A 19850-nucleotide genomic window follows, 5' to 3' on the forward strand; every position below is an offset into this window, starting at 1 on the left:
GGGCATGATGCCCGGGCGCCGCCTCGTCCTGGCGCTCCTGGTGGGGAGCGTCCTCGCCTGGCCCGCGCCGGGCCGCGGGGCAGGGGAGTGGCACTCGGCCCCGCTCCCCGAGGGCAGCGTCGCGCCGGTGGGGCAGGGCGAGGCCTGGGACGTGGTCTTCCTCGATCCGCCGGCCGCCGTCGGGCTCGAGGGCTTCATCGTCACCCGCACCGCCACCCCCGCCGTCTCGGTGGTGCCCTTCGTCCTGCCGGACGCCGGGCCCCCGAGCTGGGATCCCGCGGCGGCGAGCGCGCAGGGCTGGACCGGCGACGCCCCCCGGATCGCGGCCTCGGGACGGCGCGTGATCCTCACCCACCAGGCGCTCAACGCGGGGCACTTCGACGGCACGGCCTGGAGCGACTTCCCGGCCACCGCGCAGCTGCAGAGCGGGGTCGCCTTCGACGTCCAGGGGAACGATCGCGCCATCGTCGGGACGACGGCGGCCTTCACGGGCTTCCGGATCGTCCAGGGCGGCACCTGGCCGGTCACCAGCACCGGCTTCAGCCAGGGCGAGGTCTTCGCCTGGTCGGGGCAGCGGGTCCTCGCCTTCGGCACCTTCGGGAGCCTCGCCAGCACGGACGGCGCGGCCACCTTCCTGCCGACCGCCCTCACCGTCTTCCCCCAGGACATCGTGGCCCCGCCCGGCGCCACCGGGGGCTTCTGGGCCGTCTCCCAGGCCGGGACCTACCGGGTGATCGACGATCCGGCCGGCACCTTCGTCGAGACCGCCCACGACACCGGCGGCGCCGAGGACCTCGTCGCCATCGGGCGCAACGGCGGCGAGGCCTGGGTGCTGCAGTCCGAGGGCACCCTGCACTGGCACGCGAGCGGTGAGAGCCCCGACTGGCTCGATCTGGGCGGCACCTACCTGCAGTGGAGCACGGGGCTGCCGGTCGCCCGGGGCCTCGCGGTGGCGGGCGACCACCAGGCCGTGGCGGTGGGCGCCGACGGCGCGGGCCTGCCGATGATCGCCTGGCGCAACCGGCCGCCCGGCGCGCCCTCCCTCCTGGACGCCGCGGTGGAGGAGGGGAGCGGCGCCGACAAGAGCATCACCGCCGACGGCGGCGATCCCGAGGGGGCCGGCGTGGTCCTCGCCTGGGACTGCAGCGACGGCAGCACCGGCAGCGGCGCCACCCCGGGGGTGCCCTTCGATCTGCTGGTGCCGGACCAGCCCGCCTGCGAGGGCGAGAGCTACGTGATCACCTGCGCGATCACGGCCACCGAGACCGGCGCGGGGGTCGAGGGGCTCTCCTCACCCCCCGAGACCCTGGACGTGCAGGTCGCCGGGGTCGACGACGCGCCGCCGACGGTGCAGGCGCTGGAGCTCCGGGAGGCCGGCGCCCCCCTCGCCGATCCGGTGGAGGTGGCCGTCGCCGCCTCCCTCACCGCCGAGGCCCTGGCCACGGACCTCTGTGACCCCGGCCCCCTCGGCGTGAGCTGGCGGCTGCTGGATGCGGCGGGCAACCCCCTCTCCGTGGGGCCGAGCGCCGCGACCTGGACCTTCCCGGCGCCGGATCCCGGGGCGAGCGCCCAGACCTTCCGGGTGGAGGCCACGGTCCGTGACGCCGCCGGCAACGCCACCGTGGCGACCCGGGACTTCACGGTCCATCCGCCCACGCTCTTCACCCTCACCTGTCCGGCCTCGATCGTGGCGGGCGAGACCGACACCGTGACGGCCACCGTCCAGAGCGGCGCCGCCAGCGTCGCCTGGAGCCACGTGGACGCGTCCTCCTTCGTCTCGACCCTCCAGCCCGCCGGGCTCTCGGCCAGCCTGACCCCGGACGCCTGCGGATTCCTCGCCCCCGGCGAGGGCGTCACGGTCACCGCCACCCCCGATGGCCCCGGCGGCGGCAGCCCCGAGAGCTGCCTCGTCCCGATCCTGCCGGGCGCCACGCGGCCCTCTCTCGACCTGCTGCCGGGCGGCGATCCCATCGTCTGGGAGCTCCCGGTCGCGGGAGGTAGCCTCACCCTCGAGCCCCTCCCCGGCTTCGCCTGCGGTGACGAGCAGGTGAGGCTGCGCTGGGACCTGAGAGGCCTGCCCGGGGAGCTGCACCCCGCCGGGGCGGCCGGAGGGCTGGTCGATCAGGCGCAGGCCCTGCCCCTGACGCTGGAGGCCACGGCCGACGAGGTCGCGGCCGTGCTCGGCGCGGCGGGCAGCTTCGAGGGGCCGCTGGTGCTCGAGGGCCGCTACCTGCCGGGCACCTGGCACGAGGACGATCCGGCGGCCTACCCTCCGGTGGTCCTGGAGCGCACCCTGCGGATCGTGCCCGCCCCCGCGACCGAGACCACGGTGGCGCTGCTCGCCTCCGGCGCCGTCGGCCCCGGCGAGATCGTCCCGGCCCGGATCACCTTCCGCTCCGACGTCCCGGTCTCCGAGGTCCGCCTGGGCCTCGCCGCCCGGGGCCTCTCCCTGGTGCCCGGCTCCCGGGTGGAGGTGGCGAGCGGCTGCGCCACCACGAGCGCCGCCGCCGCAGCGGCACCGGGCGGCCTCGTCCTCGCCCTCGACGCCGTGCCGGCGGCCTGCACCGTCGAGCTCACCGCGCTGCTGCGGGTGGAGTGGGGGGCCTCCTCCCTGGCCTTCGAGGCCTGCACCTGGCGGGAGGGGCCCCTCGCCTGCGAGGGCCGCGCCGTCCTGGGCCGGGCGGGGATGTTCGGCTGCGATCAGGGCCGCGGGGCCGGCGGCGGCGCGCTGGCCCTCGGGCTGCTGCTCCTGGGCCTCTGGTGGCGGCCCCGGCGCTGATCCTCGCGGGCCGTACAGCCGCGCCGGTCGATGTGGTACGAGCACGATCCTGATGCGGGTCGACTCCATCCTGGGCCACGATCGCCCCAAGACGATCCTCTCGGCGGCGCTGGCCGGCGGGCGGCTCCACCACGCCTGGCTCTTCTCCGGGCCCGCCGGGGTGGGCAAGGAGCTGCTGGCCATGATCTTCGCCCGGGCCCTCCTCTGCGAGGGCGGCGATGCGGGCCGCCCCTGCGAGGCGTGTGAGAGCTGCGAGCGCTCGGCGCGGGGCGTGAACCCCGACCTGGTGATCGTCCGGCCCGAGGCCGAGCGTGTGGCTCGCAACGAGATCGACCGGGACGCGCTCGAGGGCAGCCCCTCCCGCGAGATCCGCATCGCGGAGGTCCGGGCCCTCGAGCGGCGCCTGCGCCTGCCCTCCCACCGGGGCGGCCGCACGGTGGCCCTGATCAGCCCCGCCGAAGCCATGAACGGCTCGGCCCAGAACGCCCTCCTCAAGACCCTCGAGGAGCCGCCCAACGGAAGCGTCCTCTTGCTGGTGACCGACGCCGAGGGCGCCTTGCTGCCCACGGTCCGCTCGCGCTGCCTGCGGCTGCCCTTCGGGCCCCTGCCCACCGCGCTGCTGGAGCGCGAGCTGCGCGCCCGCCTCGAGTGCGACGAGGCGGTGGCCCGCTCGGTGGCGGCCCTCTCGGGCGGCTCCCTGGGCCGCGCCCTGCAGCTGGGCACCGAGAGCGCCGAGCGCCGCTACCAGGTCCTCGATCTGCTCGAGGTGCTCACCACCAGCCGCGGCCCGGATCCCATCGAGATCCAGCGGGCGGCGGCCGAGTGGTCCGGCGACCGGGACGACACCACCTGGCTGCTGGAGATCACCGAGGGCTACCTGCGGGATCTGCTCGCCGCCGCCGCCGGCGCCGGGGCCGAGGCCCTCCACAACCACGATCGCGTGGATCCGATCCTCGCCACTGCGGCGCGGGTGGCGCCCTTCCGGATCCACGCCGCCCTCGAGAGCCTCGAGGAGGCGCGGGCGGGGCTCGCCCGCAACGCCAACCTGCGCCTGACCCTCGAGCGCACCCTCGGCCGGGTCGCGGAGGCCCTGTGAGCGACGACGCCCGGATCCTGCTGCTGGTCGGCGACGAGTTCCTGGTGCGGGAGCGCGCCCGCCAGCTGGCCGACGCGCGCGTGCCCGAGAGCATGCAGAGCCTCAACCTGGTGGTGCTCGACGGCCCGGGCACCGACGCCCGGCAGATCGCCCAGCACCTGGCACAGGTGCCGATGTTCCGGGGCGCGAAGGTGGTGCTGGTCCACGACACCACCCTCCTGGCGGGACAGAAGGACCTCGCGGACCTGCTGGAGAAGGCCCGCAAGCAGGTCGAGGACGGCAAGCTCGGCCCCGCCACCCGGCGGGTGCTGGGGGTGCTGGCGAGCGCCGGCTGGTCGATCGCGGACCTCACCGAGGCGAACAAGGCCCGCTTCAAGAAGGAGCTGGGCGTCGACCGCGACGTCTTCGGCAAGCCCTTCTTCCAGCGCATCCGCGAGCACGCCGAGGAGCAGGAGTGGCGGGTCCCCGAGTCGGAGACCGAGGCCCTCGAGCGGCTGATCGCGGATCCCCCGGGAGAGAACGGCCTGATCCTCACCGCCGAGGCCGCCGACAAGAAGCACCCCCTCTACCGGAAGATCGAGGAGGTCGGCGCCGTCGAGGTCCACCGGGCCCAGCAGCGCGGCCGGGACATCGAGACCCTCGACATCTCCGCGGTGCGCGACGGCATCCTGAAGGAGCACGGCAAGCGGCTGACCCCGGGGGCCGAGCGCCTCCTCAAGCGGGCCATCGGCAGCGAGCTGCGGCTGCTCGCCACCGAGCTCGAGAAGCTCTGCCTCTTCGCGGGTGAGCGCCCGCAGGTGACGGAGGAGGACATCCGCGAGCTCGGCATCTCCCAGGTGCGGGAGGAGGCCTTCTGGGAGCTCGGCTCCGCCGTCACCGCCGGCGACGCGGCCCGGGCGCTCTACTTCCTCGGCGACGCCCTCGATCACCGGCACGCGCCCCTCCAGATCCTCGGCGGGATCGCCTCGGCGGTGCGCAACGCGCTCCAGGTCCGGGCGCTGGGGGAGCGGGCCGGCCTCTCCGGGCGCCTGCGGGAGATGCCCCCCGAGCTGGTGGCCGAGGTCGGCGCCCTGCGCGGCCGCAAGCCGCACCCCTTCGCCCTGCTCAAGGAGTGGGAGCGCGCCAGCAGCTGGCCGGACCTCGCGGCCCTCCAGCTCGCCCTCGAGGCCTGCGCCCGCACCGATCTGGAGCTGAAGGGCGACGGCGGCTCGCCGCGGCTGGCCCTGGAGGCCCTGGTCTTCCGGATCGCCGGCCTCGCCCGCCCGCCCCGGCGGCGCGCCGCGCCCGCGGCTCGCCGGTAGCGCGACCGGCCCAGGTCACATAAGTATCCGGGCGCCATGAGCATCCGTGACGAATCCGACGCCCCGATCCTGGTGACCTCTGCGCTGCCCTACGCCAACGGCAGCATCCACCTGGGCCACCTGGTCGAATACATCCAGACCGACATCTACGTGCGCTTCCTGAAGTCCATCGGGGCGGACGTCACCTACGTCTGCGCCGACGACACCCACGGCGCCGCCATCGAGATCTCGGCCGCCCGGGAGAAGGTCTCCCCCGAGGACTTCATCGCCCGGGTGAAGGTCGAGCACGAGCGGGACCTCGCGGCCTTCGGGGTCGCCTTCGACGCCTTCCACAGCACCCACTCCGAGGAGAACCGCCGCTGGGCGACCCGGATCTACGAGGCGCTGCGGGACGGCGGGCACGTCACCGAGCGCTCGAGCGAGCAGCTCTACTGCGTCACCGACGAGCGCTTCCTCCCCGACCGCTTCGTGAAGGGCACCTGCCCGAAGTGCGGCGCCGCCGACCAGTACGGCGACAACTGCGAGCAGTGCGGCGCCACCTACGAACCCACCGATCTGAAGGGCGCGGCCTGCGCCATCTGCGGGCACGAGCCCGAGGTGCGCTCCTCGACCCACCTCTACGTGCAGCTCGAGCACTTCGCCGACTTCCTCAAGGGCTGGACCGGCAGCGGCAGCCTCCAGCCCGAGATCCGCAACTTCGTCGAGGGCTGGCTGGAGGAGGGCCTGCAGGACTGGTGCGTCACCCGCGACGGCCCCTACTTCGGCTTCGAGGTGCCCGACCGCCCCGGCAAGTACTTCTACGTCTGGCTCGACGCGCCGGTGGGCTACATCGCCTCCACCGAGTTCTGGGCCGGCGGCGCCGGCAAGGACGTGAAGGACTACTGGGAGCGCCCGGGCGCCCGGATCCTCCACTTCATCGGCAAGGACATCGTCTACTTCCACACCCTCTTCTGGCCGGCGATGCTCGAGGGGGCGCAGCTCGCCCTGCCCGAGCGGGTCATCGTCCACGGGATGCTCACCGTGAACGGCGTGAAGATGTCCAAGAGCCGGGGCACCTTCATCAACGCCCGGACCTACCTCGAGGCCGGCCTCGATCCCGAGTGGCTGCGCTACTACTACGCCGGCAACCTCGGGGCCCGGCCCGACGACCTCGACCTCAACCTCGAGGAGTTCGGTCAGCGGATCAACGCCGAGCTGGTCAACAACGTGGCCAACCTCTGCCACCGCGCGGTCTCCTTCGGCTGCTCGAAGCTCGAGGGCCGCATCGGGGCCCCCTCGCAGGGGGAGCTGAAGACCGAGGCCCTGAAGCTCATGGACGAGATCCGGGACCACTACGAGGCCCTCGACTTCCGCAAGGCGCTCAAGGCGATCAACCAGCTCGCCGACCTGGGCAACCGCCACTTCCAGGACTCGGCGCCCTGGACCCAGATCAAGACCGACCCCGAGGCGGCGCGTCAGACCGTCACCGACGCGGTGAACGTCTCGGCGCTGCTGGCCATCGCCCTCGCGCCGGTGGTGCCCGGCCTCTCCGGCCGGATGGCCGAGGCCCTGGGCCTCGAGGAGCTCGGCTGGGGGCGGGCGACCTTCTCCGAGGCCGACCGCGCGATCGGCCCGGCGGTGCCCCTGGCCAGCCGGGTGGAGCCCGAGAGGGTGCAGGCCATGGTGAAGCCGCAGGAAGAGCTCCCGCCGCCGCCGCCGCGCAAGGCGGAGGAGGGGCAGGGCGCCGAGGTCGGCCTGATCGGCTTCGACGACTTCCAGAAGGTCGAGCTGCGGGTGGGCCTGGTCGTCGAGGCCGAGAAGGTGGAGAAGGCGGACAAGCTCCTGAAGCTCGCGGTGGACCTGGGCGAGGACCGGCACCGCACCATCCTGGCGGGGATCGCGCAGGCCTACGAGCCGGAGACCCTCGTCGGCAAGCGGGTGGTGGCGGTGACCAACCTGGCCCCCCGCAAGCTCCGGGGAATCCTCTCCGAGGGGATGCTCCTGGCCGCCGGACCTGGCGGCGCCGAGCTGACCCTGGCCGAGATCCCCGGAGAGGTCGCGCCGGGAACGAGGGTGAAATGAGCCTGCTCTTCCCCCAGCTCCCCGATGGCCCGGTGGCCGACTTCGATCCCGAGCTGCTGGAGGCCACCGTCGAGGAGCTGATCGCCGTCCTGGAGGAGCAGGATGGCGGCCGGCGCCTCGCGGCCGCCGCGCTCCTCGCCGCCCACGGCAACGACGCCGGCCGGGAGATCCTGCGCGAGGGTGTAGAGGAGGACGCCAGCACCTACGTCGCCCTCGAGGCGCTGCGCTGGCTGGAGGACGATCACTGCCTGCCCTGGGCCCGGGACGTGCTGGGCCGGCGGCTCCTCTCGCCCTTCGTCCAGGCCCAGGCCGCCGCGCTGCTGATCGCCGTGGGGGAGGGCGCCGATCGCGAGCGCGGCACCGCCCACCTCCTCGAGCGCGCTCGCAACCGCACGCGGGACGACGATCGCGGCCTGGTGGTGGAGCTCCTCGGAGAGGTCGGCGTCGAGGCCGCCCTGGAGGAGCTCGAGAAGACCGCCGCGGCCGTCGCGGATCCCTTCTGCGGCGCCGCCCTCAAGGCGCTGGCCCGCCTGGATCCCGAGGGCGTGCGCGAGCGTCTCTCCGCGCTCGCCCGGGACGGCGCGGCCGACACCGATCTGCGCTGCGATGCGGTGGAGGCCCTCTCGATCCTCGACGACGAGGCCGCCCGGGCGGTGCTCCTCGAGGTCGCCGGGGGCGACGACATCGTCGCCGACCTGGCGCAGGGGCTCGTCGAGGACTGATGTTCATCGACGCGCACGCGCACCTCGACGCGGAGAGCTTCACGCTCCCGCCCGAGGAGATCCTCCGCCGCGCCTTCGAGGCCGGGGTCGATCAGCTGATCGTGGTCGGCTGCGGCGTCGAGCGCTCCCGGAACGCGCTGGCGCTGGCGCAGCGCCACCCGGGCCGGCTCTTCGCGGTGGTGGGCGTCCACCCCCACGACGTGGCCGGGATGCGGGACGCCGACCTCGAGGCCATCGCCGCCCTGGCTCGCGAGCCGGAGGTCGTGGGGGTGGGGGAGACCGGCCTCGACTACCACTACGATCACTCGCCCCGCGACGTGCAGCAGGAGGTCTTCGCCCGTCACCTCGAGCTGGCCCGGGAGGTCGGCAAGCCGGTGGTCATCCACACCCGCGAGGCTGAGGAGGACACGCTCTCGGTCCTCGAGCGGGTGGGGCGCCTCCCCGCCGGCGGTCAGCTCCACTGCTTCACCTCCTCCCGCGAGCTCGCCCTGCGGGGCGTCGAGGAGCACGGCTTCCACGTCAGCTTCTCCGGCGTGCTGACCTTCGCCAACGCCGACCCGCTGCGGGCGATCTGTGCCGAGCTGCCCGAGGAGAGGCTGCTGATCGAGACCGACTGCCCCTACCTCACCCCCGCGCCCTTCCGGGGCATCAAGAACGAGCCAGCCCTGGTCAGCGTGGTCGCCGGCAAGATGGCCGAGCTGCGGGGGCTCGAGGTCGCCGAGCTGGCCCGCCGGACGAGCGCCCACTGCCGGGCCCTCTTCGGACTCCCCCCGCCGCCGCCGAGCGACCTGCTCGCCTTCGCCTCCGGCCGCTGCCTCCACCTCCGGGTGGATCACCCCGAGGCCACCGCCGCGCAGCTCCTCGAGGCCGCCGGGCGCTGGCCGGAGAAGAAGCTGCGCGAGGTCGAGCTCCTCACCCTCGGAGGGGAGGAGCGCGCGGTGCTGGCCGAGGCGGCGCGGGGCTGGGCCGCGGCCCGCGGACTCAGTCTTCGCCCAGGGGAAGCGTGAAGCGCTTCATCTCCTCGGCCATCAGCTCGGCGTCCTGCAGGAGCTCCTGCATCAGCCGGTGAATCCGGGCGGCGTTCTCGCTGTTCTGCTCGGGCAGCTCGGCGATCCGCTGGAGGGAGGCCAGGATCTGACGGGCGCCCTGCTCCTGCTCCTTCAGGGCCCGGGAGAGGGTGTGGGTGCGGTCGGCGATGGTCTCCACGGAGGAGGAGATGTGGCGGCTGCCGGTGGCCTGCTCCTCGGTGGCGAGGTTCACGCTGTGCGCGCCGATCCGCATCCGCTCCGCGGCCTGCATGATGAGGTCCATCCCGGTGGACTGCTCGGAGGTGGAGTTGGCGATCTGCTTCGCCATGTTGCGCAGGAGCTCCATGGAGTCGGCGACGCTCTTGGTCGCGGCGGCCTGCTCCGCCGTGCGCCGCTCGATCGACGCCGCCATCTGGGTGGAGCGCCGGGAGCTGGCCAGGATCTCCTCGAGGGCCGAGCTGGCGGCCCGGGTCAGGCCGATGCCCTCCTCCACCGAGAAGAGGCCGCCGGCCATCGCCTCGATGGCCTCGCTGACCTCGCGGCGGACGGCCGAGATGAGCTGGGTGATCTCCTTGGTGGAGCGGGCCGTCTGCTCGGCCAGATCCTTGATCTCCTCGGCGACCACCGCGAAGCCCTTGCCGTGCTCTCCCGCCTGGGCGGCCAGGATGGCGGCGTTGAGGGCCAGGAGGTTGGTCCGGTCGGTGACCGACTCGATGACGGTGAGGATGGAGCCGATCTCGGTGGAGCGATCACCGAGGCGCTGGACCGTCCCGGCGGCGCGCTCCACGCTGGCCTTGATGGCCTCCATCCCGGTCTTGGTCTTCTCCACCGAGACCACGCCGAGCGAGGCCGCGTCCCCGCTGGCCTTTTCCGAGAGGCGGGCGGACTCCCGGGCGCTCTGCTCGACGTCCCGGATGGTGCTGGAGATCTGGGCGACGGCGGAGAGGGTGTCCTCGGCGACGGTCGCCAGGCCCTCGGCGTTGCGGGCGATCTCCCCGGTGGTGGTGGCGAGCTGGAAGATCGACGAGGAGGCCTCGTCGATGCCGCCGGTGAGGGCCTGGGCGCTGTGGGTGACGGAGCCGATGGTGGCGGCCATCTCCTGGATCGAGCTGGAGGAGGTCTCCACCGAGGCGGCCAGGTCGGCGGTGACCCCGGAGATCTCCTCGATGGCCGCCTTCAGCTCGCCGATCGAGGAGGAGATCTCGGTGACCGCCTCCGCCTCGGTGCGGGCGCCCACGGAGACGCGCTCGGCGTCCCGCAGGATGATCTCCGCCGAGCCGGAGACGCGCTCGGCGACCCGGTGGATGTGCTGCAGCATCCTCCCCAGGGAGACCATCGAGCTGCGGATGGACTGATCCAGGCGGCCGATCTCGTCCCGGGAGTCGATCTTGGTCTGGAAGCTCAGGTCCCCGGTCGCGAGGCGCGCCGCCTCGGTCTCCAGCATGGTCACCGGCTCGATCACCTCCTTGCGCAAGAAGCGGCGGATCAGGAGGAGCACCAGCACGGTCAGGAGGAGGGCTCCGCCGAGCATGGTCAGCAGGAACTTCTGGACGATGTCCCGCTCGGCCTGGAGGGAGGTGGAGATCTTCACCGCGCCGAGCACCTTGCCCTCGGAGGTGTGGCAGGCGTGGCAGGCCTTGGTGTTGGGGAAGGGGTCGTAGATCGTGAGGCGGCCGCCTTCTTCGAAGACCAGCCGCTCGCCGCTGGAGGAGATGCGGGTGAGGGCCTCGCTCTCGCTCACCCGGGCCTTCGGCTGGAAGGCGGGGCGCCCCTCGTGGTTGAAGACCTCGACCGTCTCGAGGCCCTCGATGGAGCGCAGCCGCCGCACCAGGCTCTCGGTCACCTCGTTCTCCCCGGAGAGCATCGTCTCCTCGATGCTGCTGCGGACCACCAGCGCGGTGTCGTCCAGGCGCTGGCGGGCCGCCGTGAAGACGTCGGAGCGGGTCAGGTAGACGATCACCAGGCAGGTGGCGAACATGCTCATGGCCACGACGGCCATGATGAAGATCAGGATCCGGTGTTCGAGTCGTTCTCTCATGCTCGCCCGAGCGGGCTCCCGGCCTGGCGGTGGGAGGGGCCTCTCGACCTCCCGATTTATCACGGCAGGGGAGGGGATCCTATCGGCCGGTGGCAGGAGCCCCCGGCCATGCTATCCGGGATCTCGCTGTCCCCTCCCGGGCCGCCCGCCCCCGAACCTCGAAGGAGGAAGCCATGACGCCGAAGAGGACCCTCGCCCTGCTCCTCGTCCTCACCCCCCTCCTCGCCGCGAGCGCGGCGCGGGCCGAGCGCCGGGAGGAGGGCACCCTCGTCTTCGACGGCGTCCCCGAGGCCCCGGCCGAGCTCGGCGAGCGGCTGCGGCAGTACGAGAACGTCCGGGCTGCCGCCCTCGATGGCTGGGATCCCGTCCGGGGCGGCCTCCTCGTCACGACCCGCTTCGCCGAGACGGCGCAGCTGCACCACGTCGCCCGCCCGGGCGCCTACCGCCAGCAGCTGACCTTCTTCGCCGAGCCGATCCGGGAGGCCGCCATGCGGCCGGCGGTGAAGGGCCAGAAGGCCCACGGCCTCGTCCTCCTGAAGGACGTGGGGGGCGACGAGAACTACCAGCTCCACTACCTCGATCTGGCGACCGGGAAGGCTCACCTCCTCACCGACGGGAAGGCCCGGCACGGCGAGGCCCGCTGGAGCCACGCCGGGGATCGCGTCGCCTACTTCGGCACCGGCCGCAACGGGAAGGACTGGGACATCTACGTCACCACCCCCGAGGCGAAGGGGGCCGGGGAGGCCCGGCGAGTGTACGAGGGGGAGGGGAGCTGGGTGCCCTACGCCTGGAGCCCCGACGACCGGAGGCTGCTCGTGGGCAAGTACGTCTCGATCAACGAGAGCAGCCTGCACGTCCTCGACCTCGCCACCGGCGCGTTGACCCAGGTCAACCCCTCGGAGAAGAGGATCGCCTACGGTGAGTCGGCGGTCTTCTCCGGAGACGGCAAGGGTGTCTTCTACACCTCGGACGAGGCGGGGGAGTTCCGGCAGCTCGTCTACTGGGATCTGACGCGGCGGCAGGCGACGGTGCTCTCGGCGAAGATCGACTGGGACGTGGAGGAGCTGGCGATCTCCCCGGACGGCCGCGCCCTGGCCTTCACGGTCAACGAGGACGGCATCCTGCGCCTCTACCTGATGAACACGAAGACCCGCGCGCACCGGCAGGTGAAGGGGCTCCCCATCGGCCTGCTGCGCGGGCTCCACTTCTCCCCGGACGGCAGGCAGCTCGGGGTCGGCGCCAACACCCCCCAGACCCCCGGCGACGTCTTCGTGGTCGACGTGAAGAACCCGAAGAAGGTCACCCGCTGGACCCACAGCGAGGTGGGGGGGCTGGACCCGGAGATCTTCGTGGTGCCGGAGCTGGTCCGCTACCCGACCTTCGATCAGGTCGAGGGGAAGGCCCGGGAGATCCCGGCCTTCGTCTACCGGCCCCGGGGGGCGAAGGGCGCGGCGCCGGTCATCGTCTACATCCACGGCGGGCCGGAGAGCCAGTTCGTGCCCTACTTCTCCTCGTCCCTGCAGTACTACCTGAACGAGCTGGGCGTCGCGGTGGTGGCGCCCAACGTGCGCGGCTCCGCCGGCTACGGCAAGAGCTACCTGGAGCTCGACAACGGCTTCAAGCGCGAGGACTCGGTGAGGGACATCGGCGCCCTGCTCGACTGGATCGAGAAGGATCCCGGGCTCGACGGGAAGCGGGTGGTGGTGATGGGCGGCTCCTACGGCGGCTACATGGTGCTGGCCACCCTGGCCCACTACGGCGACCGGCTGGTGGCGGGCGTCGACAACGTCGGCATCTCCAACTTCGTCACCTTCCTGACCAACACCAAGGACTACCGCCGCGACCTGCGCCGCCAGGAGTACGGCGACGAGCGTGATCCCGAGATGCGGGCCTTCCTCGAGAAGATCTCGCCCACCAACAACGTGGAGAAGATCACGAAGCCCCTCTTCATCGGCCAGGGCCAGAACGACCCCCGGGTCCCGGTGAGCGAGGCCGAGCAGATGCTGGCCGCCCTCCGCGCGCGGGGGGGGACCGCCTGGTACCTGCTGGCCCGCGACGAGGGCCACGGCTTCCGCAAGAAGAAGAACTACGACGCCTACCGTCAGGCGGTGGTGCTCTTCCTCCAGGCCTACCTGCTGACCGACTAAACCAGAGATCATGATTCCCGAACAGCGGATGGCGCCGCGGACGTGCCCGGATGCAAGGAAGGGTGAGGGAGCCTAGCCTTAGCTAGGTGACCGAGGCCTGACGCCGCAGGCGGGTGCGGCCTGCAAGCCAAACGTGATCGGGAATCGTGATTTCTGGTTTAGAAGCCGTCCTTCTCGGCGCGGAGGGCGGCGAAGACCTCGGCGGGCGCCTCGCGGCCGGTGTGGGCGCGGGGGCCCGGCTGCGTGCAGCGCAGGAAGGGGTTGGTGGCGAGCTCCTCACCGAGGGTCGCCGGGACCGTGGGGAGGCCGGAGGCCCGGGCCTGCTCGACCAGGGCGAGGCGGGCGCTCACGGCGAGGGAGCCCGGCTCCACGTGCTGGGCGAAGCGCAGGTTGCTCCGCGTGTACTCGTGCCCGCAGTAGACCAGGGTCTCGGGCGGGAGGGCCGCCAGGCGGGAGAGCGAGGACCACATCTGCTCGGGCGTGCCCTCGAAGAGGCGGCCGCAGCCGCCGGTGAAGAGGGTGTCGCCGGTGAAGAGGACGCCGAGGGCCGGCAGGTGGAAGGCGAGGGCGCCGTGGGTGTGACCCGGCACGTGGAGGGCGACGCCCTCCTCGTCGAGCAGCTCGAAGCGTGCGCCGTCCTCCAGGGCCTCGGTGACGCCCTCGATCCTCCCCTCCCGCGCGTCGTGGGCCGAGGCGATCACCCGGGCGCCGGGGTGGCGGGCGAGGAGGGCGGCGAGGCCCCCGAGGTGGTCCCAGTGGTGGTGGGTCAGGAGGAAGGCGACGGGCGTGAGCTCGCTGCCGAGCAGCCACTCCAGCAGCCCCCGCTCTTCGCCGGGGTCGACGATCGCGCAGGTGCGCTCGCCGCGCCGGTGGAGCACCCAGGCGTAGTTGTCCGAGAGGAGCGGGACCGGCGTGATCTTCAGGGAGGCGCCGATGGGGCTAGCCCTTCGAGCCCCGGGCGAGGCGCTCCTTGGCGCGCCCGAGGATCTCCTCGGCCGCCTCGTCCATCGCCCGGTCGAGGACCTCGACCTGGGGATTGAAGGTGAAGCGGCCCCTGCGAATGGTGAGGATGCCGGTGAAGGCCTCCTCGCCCCGGATGCTCTCGAAGACGGCGTTCACCACCCGGCCGCGGTCGAGGAAGATCTCACCGGAGCGGTTCTTGCCTTCGACGTGGATCTGACCCGAGCGGCCGGCGTCCCCGAGGATCGAGACGATGTCCTCGAGCTTGATCTCGTCGAGGGTGCCCCGGATGGACTTGTTGCGGGCCTCGGACTCGCCGTAGGCCTCGAGGATCCGCTTGATCTTGGCCAGGAAGACCACCACCGCGTAGGGCTTCACGACGTAGTCGGCGGCCCCCAGGCGCAGCCCCTTCTCCACCGCGGTCGGGTTGTCCTCGGCGGTGAGGAAGACGAAGGGGATGGAGCGGCCCCAGGGCTTCTCCCGCAAGGTCTCGAGGAGGGTGAAGCCGTCCCGGTCGGGGAGGTTCGCCTCGGCGATGACCAGATCGGTGCCGTCCTCGGCGATCTCCATCGCCGTGTCGTAGTCCCGGGCGAGGGAGACCACGTAGCCGCGCTGGGAGAGCTTCAGCTCGAGGAGGGAGGCGTTCTCCGGATCGGGATCGACGATGAGGATGTGCTGCCCCTGGGCCAGGAGGCGCCGGCGCATCAGGTCACCGGTGAGGGTCTCGCGCAGCAGCTCGACCACCTGGGGGTCGAGGACGGTGCCCGCGTACGCCTGCACCTCGCGCAGGGCCGCGTCGCGATCGAGGGGCTCGCTCTCTCCCTCCCGGGGCACCCGGATGAAGTCCTCGTAGGCGTCGACCGCGGCGATGATCCGGGCGCCGAGGGTGATGGAGGCGCCGGCGGTGCCCTCCGGCACGCCGCTGCCATCCCAGGCCTCGTAGAGCTGACCCAGGATGGTGTTCACCGGGTTGGGCAGGCGCACGGCCTCCATCAGGCGCAGGGGCGTGCGGTAGTAGCGCTTCGCCTCCTTGCGGAAGAGGTCGAGCTCGGAGATGCCCGGCAGGGTGAGGTGGAGGTCCTCCTTCTTGCCGAGGTCGTGGAGGTAGGCCGCCATCACGATGTGGTTGGTCTCGCGCTGCCCGAGGTTCATCCGGCGGCAGATCTGCAGGGCGAGCTTGGCGACCGCGGCGGAGTGGCCCTTGAAGCGGGCCCGCGGCATCTCGATGAGGCCGACCAGCACGTTCAGGGTCTCGACGAAGTCGTTGTCGGTCGTGAGGGAGGCCGACTGCACGGCGTCCACGGCCTGCCGGACGGAGGTGGGCGCGATGGAGCCGGTGTCGGCGGCCGGCGCGGTCTGGGTGGCGACCGAGAGCCCGGAGAAGCTCCGGTTCACGTCGTCCACCTGACCGTCGGGCTGGGTCTGGTCCCGGCGGGGGCGGGGGCGATCCGCCTCGAGGTCGGCGAAGGCGCTGATGTCGCCGTAGTAGTGCTTGCGCACCGCCGCGCGGATCGCGGCCCGGGTGGCGATGTAGGCCTGCACCGAGGCGGCCTCCGAGACCAGCTGGATCTCGATCTGGACCTCGACGTTCTGGGGCTCGGCCATGACCACCGAGAGCACCTTGCGCGCGTCGTCCCAGAGGATCGGCAGCAGCAGCTGGCCCTCGGCCATCCGGACGGGGATCCGCTCCAGGATGGCGGAGGGGATCTTCACCTTGGAGAGCTTCTCGGTGCTGACGTAGCGAGTGTTGTACTCGGCTGCCAGGAAGCGGAGCATGGCCGACTCGGAGACGTAGCCCTGCTCCACCAGGACGTCTCCCAGCCGACCGCCGTGCTCGTTCTGGTACTCCACGGCTGTCTGAAGGTGCTCCGGCGAGAGAAATCCCGCCTCGACCAGACGCTCGCCCAGGAGTTTTCGGTCAGCCATCGTCTCCCGCTCCAGTGCGGGTGGAAGGTGAATAATTCAGTATAGACGTGGCTTTAGAGCACGGTCAAAAGAACTTCAGCTCTCCTCCGTGCCCCCCGAGCCGGCGCCATTGCCGGTGTCGCTCTTCGAGGGCGGCGCCTCGGTGGCCGGCGGGGCGGCCTCGGCCTTCTCGTTCTCCCTGGCCAGCGCGGCGAAGGGGTTGAAGGTCAGCGAGGCGGGCTTCTCCTCCCTGGGGCCCCGGCCGGGACCGCGGTCCCGCTCGCGTCCGCTCCGGGGACGGGCGTCGCGCTCGCCCCGCTCGGGGCGTCCGCTGCGCGGTCCCCGCCCGCCGGCGGGGCGGCCTCGGTCGGAGCGCTCGCCGGAGCGCTCGCCGGAGCGGCCGCCTCGGTCGGAGCGCTCGGAGCGCTCGGGGCGCTCGGGACGGCGGCGCGCGGGGCGGCGTCCGGCGGAGGATCCGTCGGTCTCGCTCGCGCCACGCCGCCCCTCACCCTCGCGGGCGGCGGGGGCGCCGGGGCTGCCCTCGCCCTTGCGGCGGCGGCTGGTGCGGCGCTTCCGGCGCTTCTTGCCTCCGCTGCCCTCCGGGCGGAAGAGCGGCCGGTCGTAGAAGCGGCTGTAGTCGGTCCAGCCGCTCTGGCCGGCGTTCTCCAGCAGCTCGGACCAGGACGAGATCCGGGCGTCCGCCAGGTCGGCGAAGTGGACCACCAGGGCCTCGAGGGTCATCGGCGGCTTCGCCGCGCCGTGCTCGGGGGCCCCATGGTGGGAGACGAGGATGTGCATCAGCTGGTCGCAGAGGCTCTCCGGGAAGTCCGGCAGCTCGGCGATGAGGGAGCGCACGCGGTTGGCGCCGAGCACCAGGTGGCCCATCAGGCGGCCGGCGTCGGTGTAGGTGAGGGGGCCGGCCCAGTCGAACTCCTCCAGCTTGCCGAGATCGTGGAGGAGGGCGCCGGTGACGGCCACGTCCCGGTCGACCTGCGGGTAGAGCGCGCAGAAGGCCTCGGTGAGCTGGGCGGTGGCGAGGGTGTGCTCGAGCAGCCCGCCGCGCCAGGCGTGGTGGACCGAGAGGGCCGCCGGCGCGCCGCGCAGGCCCGCGACGATGGACGGGTCGTTGTAGGCGCGCTCCAGCAGGGCCTTGAGCTGGGGGTGATCGAGGCTGTCCACCAGCTCCCTCACCGCCGCGAGCATCTCGTCGGGGGAGCGCTCGGGCTCGCCCACCAGCTCGATGGCGTCCACGCCGGCCTCGGCGGGATCGACCGGCTCGAGCTTGTCGATGCGCACCTGGAGCCGGCTCTGGAAGGTCGCCGACTGCCCCTCGACGCGGACGACCGCGCCGGAGGTGATGCCGTCGAGGGCCTCGGGATCGACGCCCCACATCCGCGCCTCGATTCGGCCGGTGGCGTCGGCGAGGGCGCCGACCAGGAAGGGCTTGCCCTGCCGGTCCAGAGGGAGGTCGAAGTGGCGCAGGACATAGATGCCCTTCACCGCCATCCCGCTCTTGATCTCGGCCACCGGCGTGCCCTTGGGCCGCCGGCGCTTCACGCCCTCGACCTCCTTCGGCTCCTCCGTCTCCTCCCCCCGAGCCTCAGCTTCAGCCTCAGCCTCAGCCTCGGCCTCGGCGGCCACGGGGGCCACGGCCTCGGCGGCCACGGGGGCCACGGCGGCCTCGGGCGCCTCCACTTCAGCCTTGGCCTCGGTGGCCTCGGCGGCGAGCTCGGGCTGCTCGGGGGTCTCGGGGGCGGTCTCGATGGGGGTGTTGGGCTCGGCCATGGTGGCTCCGGATTGAGGACTACTGAAGAGCGGACCGGATATCACCCGGGGCCGCCCGGGGCCACCGTTGCGGGACCCCGGCGGGTCCGCGCCCCCCACCGCGCGGTCGCGCACTCGGACCCGGACCCTTGGTCCAGGTGCCGGACCGCGTTTTCGCTGCCCGCCGCCCGAACCCCCCGCAAAGACGAGGGCCACCGAGGCGGCACGCCCCATGAAGCGCGTGCCGCCCCTTGTGCGTCCGCCCTCCCACGGTTGGCGAGAGCCCCTACCGTCCCCGCGCCCCGGCCCTCGGCCTCCTCCACCGCGTCGTTCGTGAGTGGCTCGCGGCCTTCCGCGAGCTGCGTCCCGATCTGCCCTTCCACGTCGTCCAGGCCTTCGAGGAGTTCCTCGACTGCGGCATCCTCGCGAACGGCTTCACCCGCCTGCGCTGCGCCGACTGCGGCCACGAGCGGCTCCTGCCCTTCTCCTGCAAGGGCCGCCTCTGCCCGAGCTGCAACGGCCGGCGGATGATCGAGACCGCCGCCCACCTCGTCGACCGGGTCCTCCCGCCGGCCCCCTACCGCCAGTGGGTCCTCTCCCTGCCGAGGCGCGTGCGCTACCTGCTCGTCACCCGCAAGGAGCTCCTCGCCCCCGTCCTCGAGGTCTACCTGCGCACCCTCTGGGCCTGGCAGCGACGCCGCGCCCGCAAGCTAGGGGTCGAGAAGCCCCTGACCGGCTCCATCACCTGCCTGCAGCGCTTCGGTGACGCCCTGAATCTGAACCTCCACTTCCACGCCTTCCTCCCCGACGGCGTCTTCTTCCGTGAGGCCGACACCGGCCCGATCCTCTTCCAGACGCTGCCCCCGCCCACCGTCGACGACCTCGACGAGCTGGTCCTGAAGCTCTGGCGAAGGATCAACAAGAAGCTGAAGACCCTCGGCGCCTGGGAGCCCGAACTCGAGGACGAGCTGGACTCCGAGCGTCACGAGCTGGGCCGCGCCGTCAGCGAGCAGCTCGTCGCCTTCGACCCCGACGACGAGGAGGCCTTCGAGCGCAAGGGCCTCTCCGCCTTCCGGTTCGGCTACAGCCTCCACGCCGGCGTCGCCGTCGAGGCCCACGACCGCGAGGGGCTCGAGCGCATCCTGCGCTACGGCCTGCGGCCCCCCTTCGCCAGCGGCCGCCTCGAGGAGGGCCCGAGGGGCGAGCTCTACTATCGTCTGCGCAAGCCCCTGCGCGACGGCCGCACGATGCTGGTCCTCGAGCCGAAGGACCTCCTGCGCCGCCTGGCGAACTTCGTCCCCCCGAAGGGCCAGAATCAAGTGCGCTACCACGGCGTCTTCGCCCCGAACTCGAAGCACCGGCCCGCCCTGGCCCTGCTGGCCGCGAGGGCGGCGGCCGACACCGCCTCACCGCCGCGGCCGACGCCCGCTCTCCCGGAGGGAGAGGGCCAAGCCCGACCGAGAGGTCGGGCCGGTGAGGGCCCGATACAGAAATCGGTCTGCCGCGCGGAGGCGCCCCTCGAGGTCCGCCCCCGCCGGATTCCCTGGGCCGAGCTCCTGAAGCGCACCTTCCAGGTGGACCTCACGATCTGCGAGGGCTGCGGCGGCAGGGTGGAGGTCCTTGCGGTGATAACGGACCCGAGGGTGATCCGCCGGATCCTGAAACACCTCCACCTGGCGACGAACCCGCCGCCTCGGGGCAGCGTCACCCTCGGCGCGAGGGGCCCGCCCGGCGGTGCCCTCGACGCTGGTCCCTCGATCGACGACCTCCTGATGGACGAGCAGCCCTGAAGGCCCCGGAAGCGGTGGCCCGAAGGGCTGCCGTGCGTCCGCGAAGGCTCGGTTTCGCAGCGAGAAACCACTCAGGCTCTCAGCGAAGCCCCGAGGCCCCATTCTACGTTAGACTGGAGCCTCGAACGACCCGACCGCAGGGTCTGATAACTCAGCTTACGTCCACTCCGCCTCGCCAAAAGGGCGGCTATTCTTCCTACCCCTTTCAACCAGTAATGTTCCGGCATTTAGTTTATCAGTAGCCAGTGTACAAAAAGCG

12 protein-coding genes are annotated in these 19850 nt (G+C 72.5%); 8 read left to right on the plus strand and 4 right to left on the minus strand.

Annotated features, from left to right (window positions below; translation table 11 throughout):
• The first annotated feature begins 4 nt into the window (after positions 1 to 4).
• The 6 genes from P1V51_20925 to P1V51_20950 are packed head-to-tail and all read left to right on the plus strand — an operon-like array spanning position 5 to position 8966.
• On the plus strand, positions 5 to 2779 hold the full coding sequence (locus tag P1V51_20925; GenBank protein ID MDF1565514.1) for a hypothetical protein: 2775 nt from the start codon (positions 5 to 7) through the stop codon (positions 2777 to 2779).
• Positions 2780 to 2831: 52 nt separating this feature from the next.
• Positions 2832 to 3875, plus strand: a complete 1044-nt coding sequence (gene holB, locus P1V51_20930; protein MDF1565515.1) for a DNA polymerase III subunit delta' — start codon at positions 2832 to 2834, stop codon at positions 3873 to 3875.
• Positions 3872 to 5176, plus strand: coding sequence for a hypothetical protein (locus P1V51_20935; protein MDF1565516.1), 1305 nt, complete (start codon positions 3872 to 3874; stop codon positions 5174 to 5176). The genes holB and P1V51_20935 overlap by 4 nt, the downstream gene beginning before the upstream one ends.
• A 36-nt stretch (positions 5177 to 5212) precedes the next feature.
• Positions 5213 to 7237 carry a methionine--tRNA ligase gene (metG, locus tag P1V51_20940; GenBank protein ID MDF1565517.1) on the plus strand — a complete coding sequence of 675 codons (2025 nt, stop codon included), beginning with the start codon at positions 5213 to 5215 and terminating at the stop codon, positions 7235 to 7237.
• Entirely contained in the window at positions 7234 to 7959 is a 726-nt protein-coding gene (locus P1V51_20945) for a hypothetical protein (protein MDF1565518.1), read from the plus strand. The genes metG and P1V51_20945 overlap by 4 nt, the downstream gene beginning before the upstream one ends.
• The gene (locus tag P1V51_20950; protein MDF1565519.1) at positions 7959 to 8966 is read left to right on the plus strand and encodes a TatD family hydrolase; all 1008 of its coding nucleotides are present in this window, start codon (positions 7959 to 7961) and stop codon (positions 8964 to 8966) included. Before P1V51_20945 ends, P1V51_20950 begins: the two co-directional genes overlap by 1 nt.
• On the opposite strand, the gene P1V51_20955 is transcribed toward P1V51_20950, so the two are convergent.
• The gene (locus P1V51_20955) at positions 8941 to 11025 is read right to left on the minus strand and encodes a methyl-accepting chemotaxis protein (protein ID MDF1565520.1); all 2085 of its coding nucleotides are present in this window, start codon (positions 11023 to 11025) and stop codon (positions 8941 to 8943) included. The two genes, P1V51_20950 and P1V51_20955, sit on opposite strands and share 26 nt — an antisense overlap.
• A 173-nt stretch (positions 11026 to 11198) precedes the next feature.
• Between P1V51_20955 and P1V51_20960 the strand changes: the two genes are divergently transcribed.
• Positions 11199 to 13172, plus strand: a complete 1974-nt coding sequence (locus tag P1V51_20960) for a S9 family peptidase (protein MDF1565521.1) — start codon at positions 11199 to 11201, stop codon at positions 13170 to 13172.
• Positions 13173 to 13330: 158 nt separating this feature from the next.
• Here the strand turns inward: P1V51_20960 and gloB are convergent, their stop codons facing one another.
• From gloB to P1V51_20975, 3 genes are all read right to left on the minus strand, one after another.
• Entirely contained in the window at positions 13331 to 14095 is a 765-nt protein-coding gene (gloB, locus tag P1V51_20965; GenBank protein ID MDF1565522.1) for a hydroxyacylglutathione hydrolase, read from the minus strand.
• 16 nt (positions 14096 to 14111) lie between these two features.
• On the minus strand, positions 14112 to 16058 hold the full coding sequence (locus P1V51_20970; protein ID MDF1565523.1) for a response regulator: 1947 nt from the start codon (positions 16056 to 16058) through the stop codon (positions 14112 to 14114).
• A 75-nt stretch (positions 16059 to 16133) separates the two neighbouring features.
• Positions 16134 to 17822 (minus strand): HD domain-containing protein, encoded by a 1689-nt coding sequence (locus P1V51_20975; GenBank protein MDF1565524.1) that lies wholly within the window; start codon positions 17820 to 17822, stop codon positions 16134 to 16136.
• A gap of 230 nt (positions 17823 to 18052) precedes the next feature.
• Between P1V51_20975 and P1V51_20980 the strand changes: the two genes are divergently transcribed.
• Positions 18053 to 19591, plus strand: a complete 1539-nt coding sequence (locus P1V51_20980) for a transposase (GenBank protein MDF1565525.1) — start codon at positions 18053 to 18055, stop codon at positions 19589 to 19591.
• The last annotated feature ends 259 nt before the right edge of the window (positions 19592 to 19850 follow it).

It is taken from the genome of Deltaproteobacteria bacterium (assembly GCA_029210625.1).
Lineage (GTDB): Bacteria > Myxococcota > Myxococcia > SLRQ01 > SLRQ01 > JARGFU01.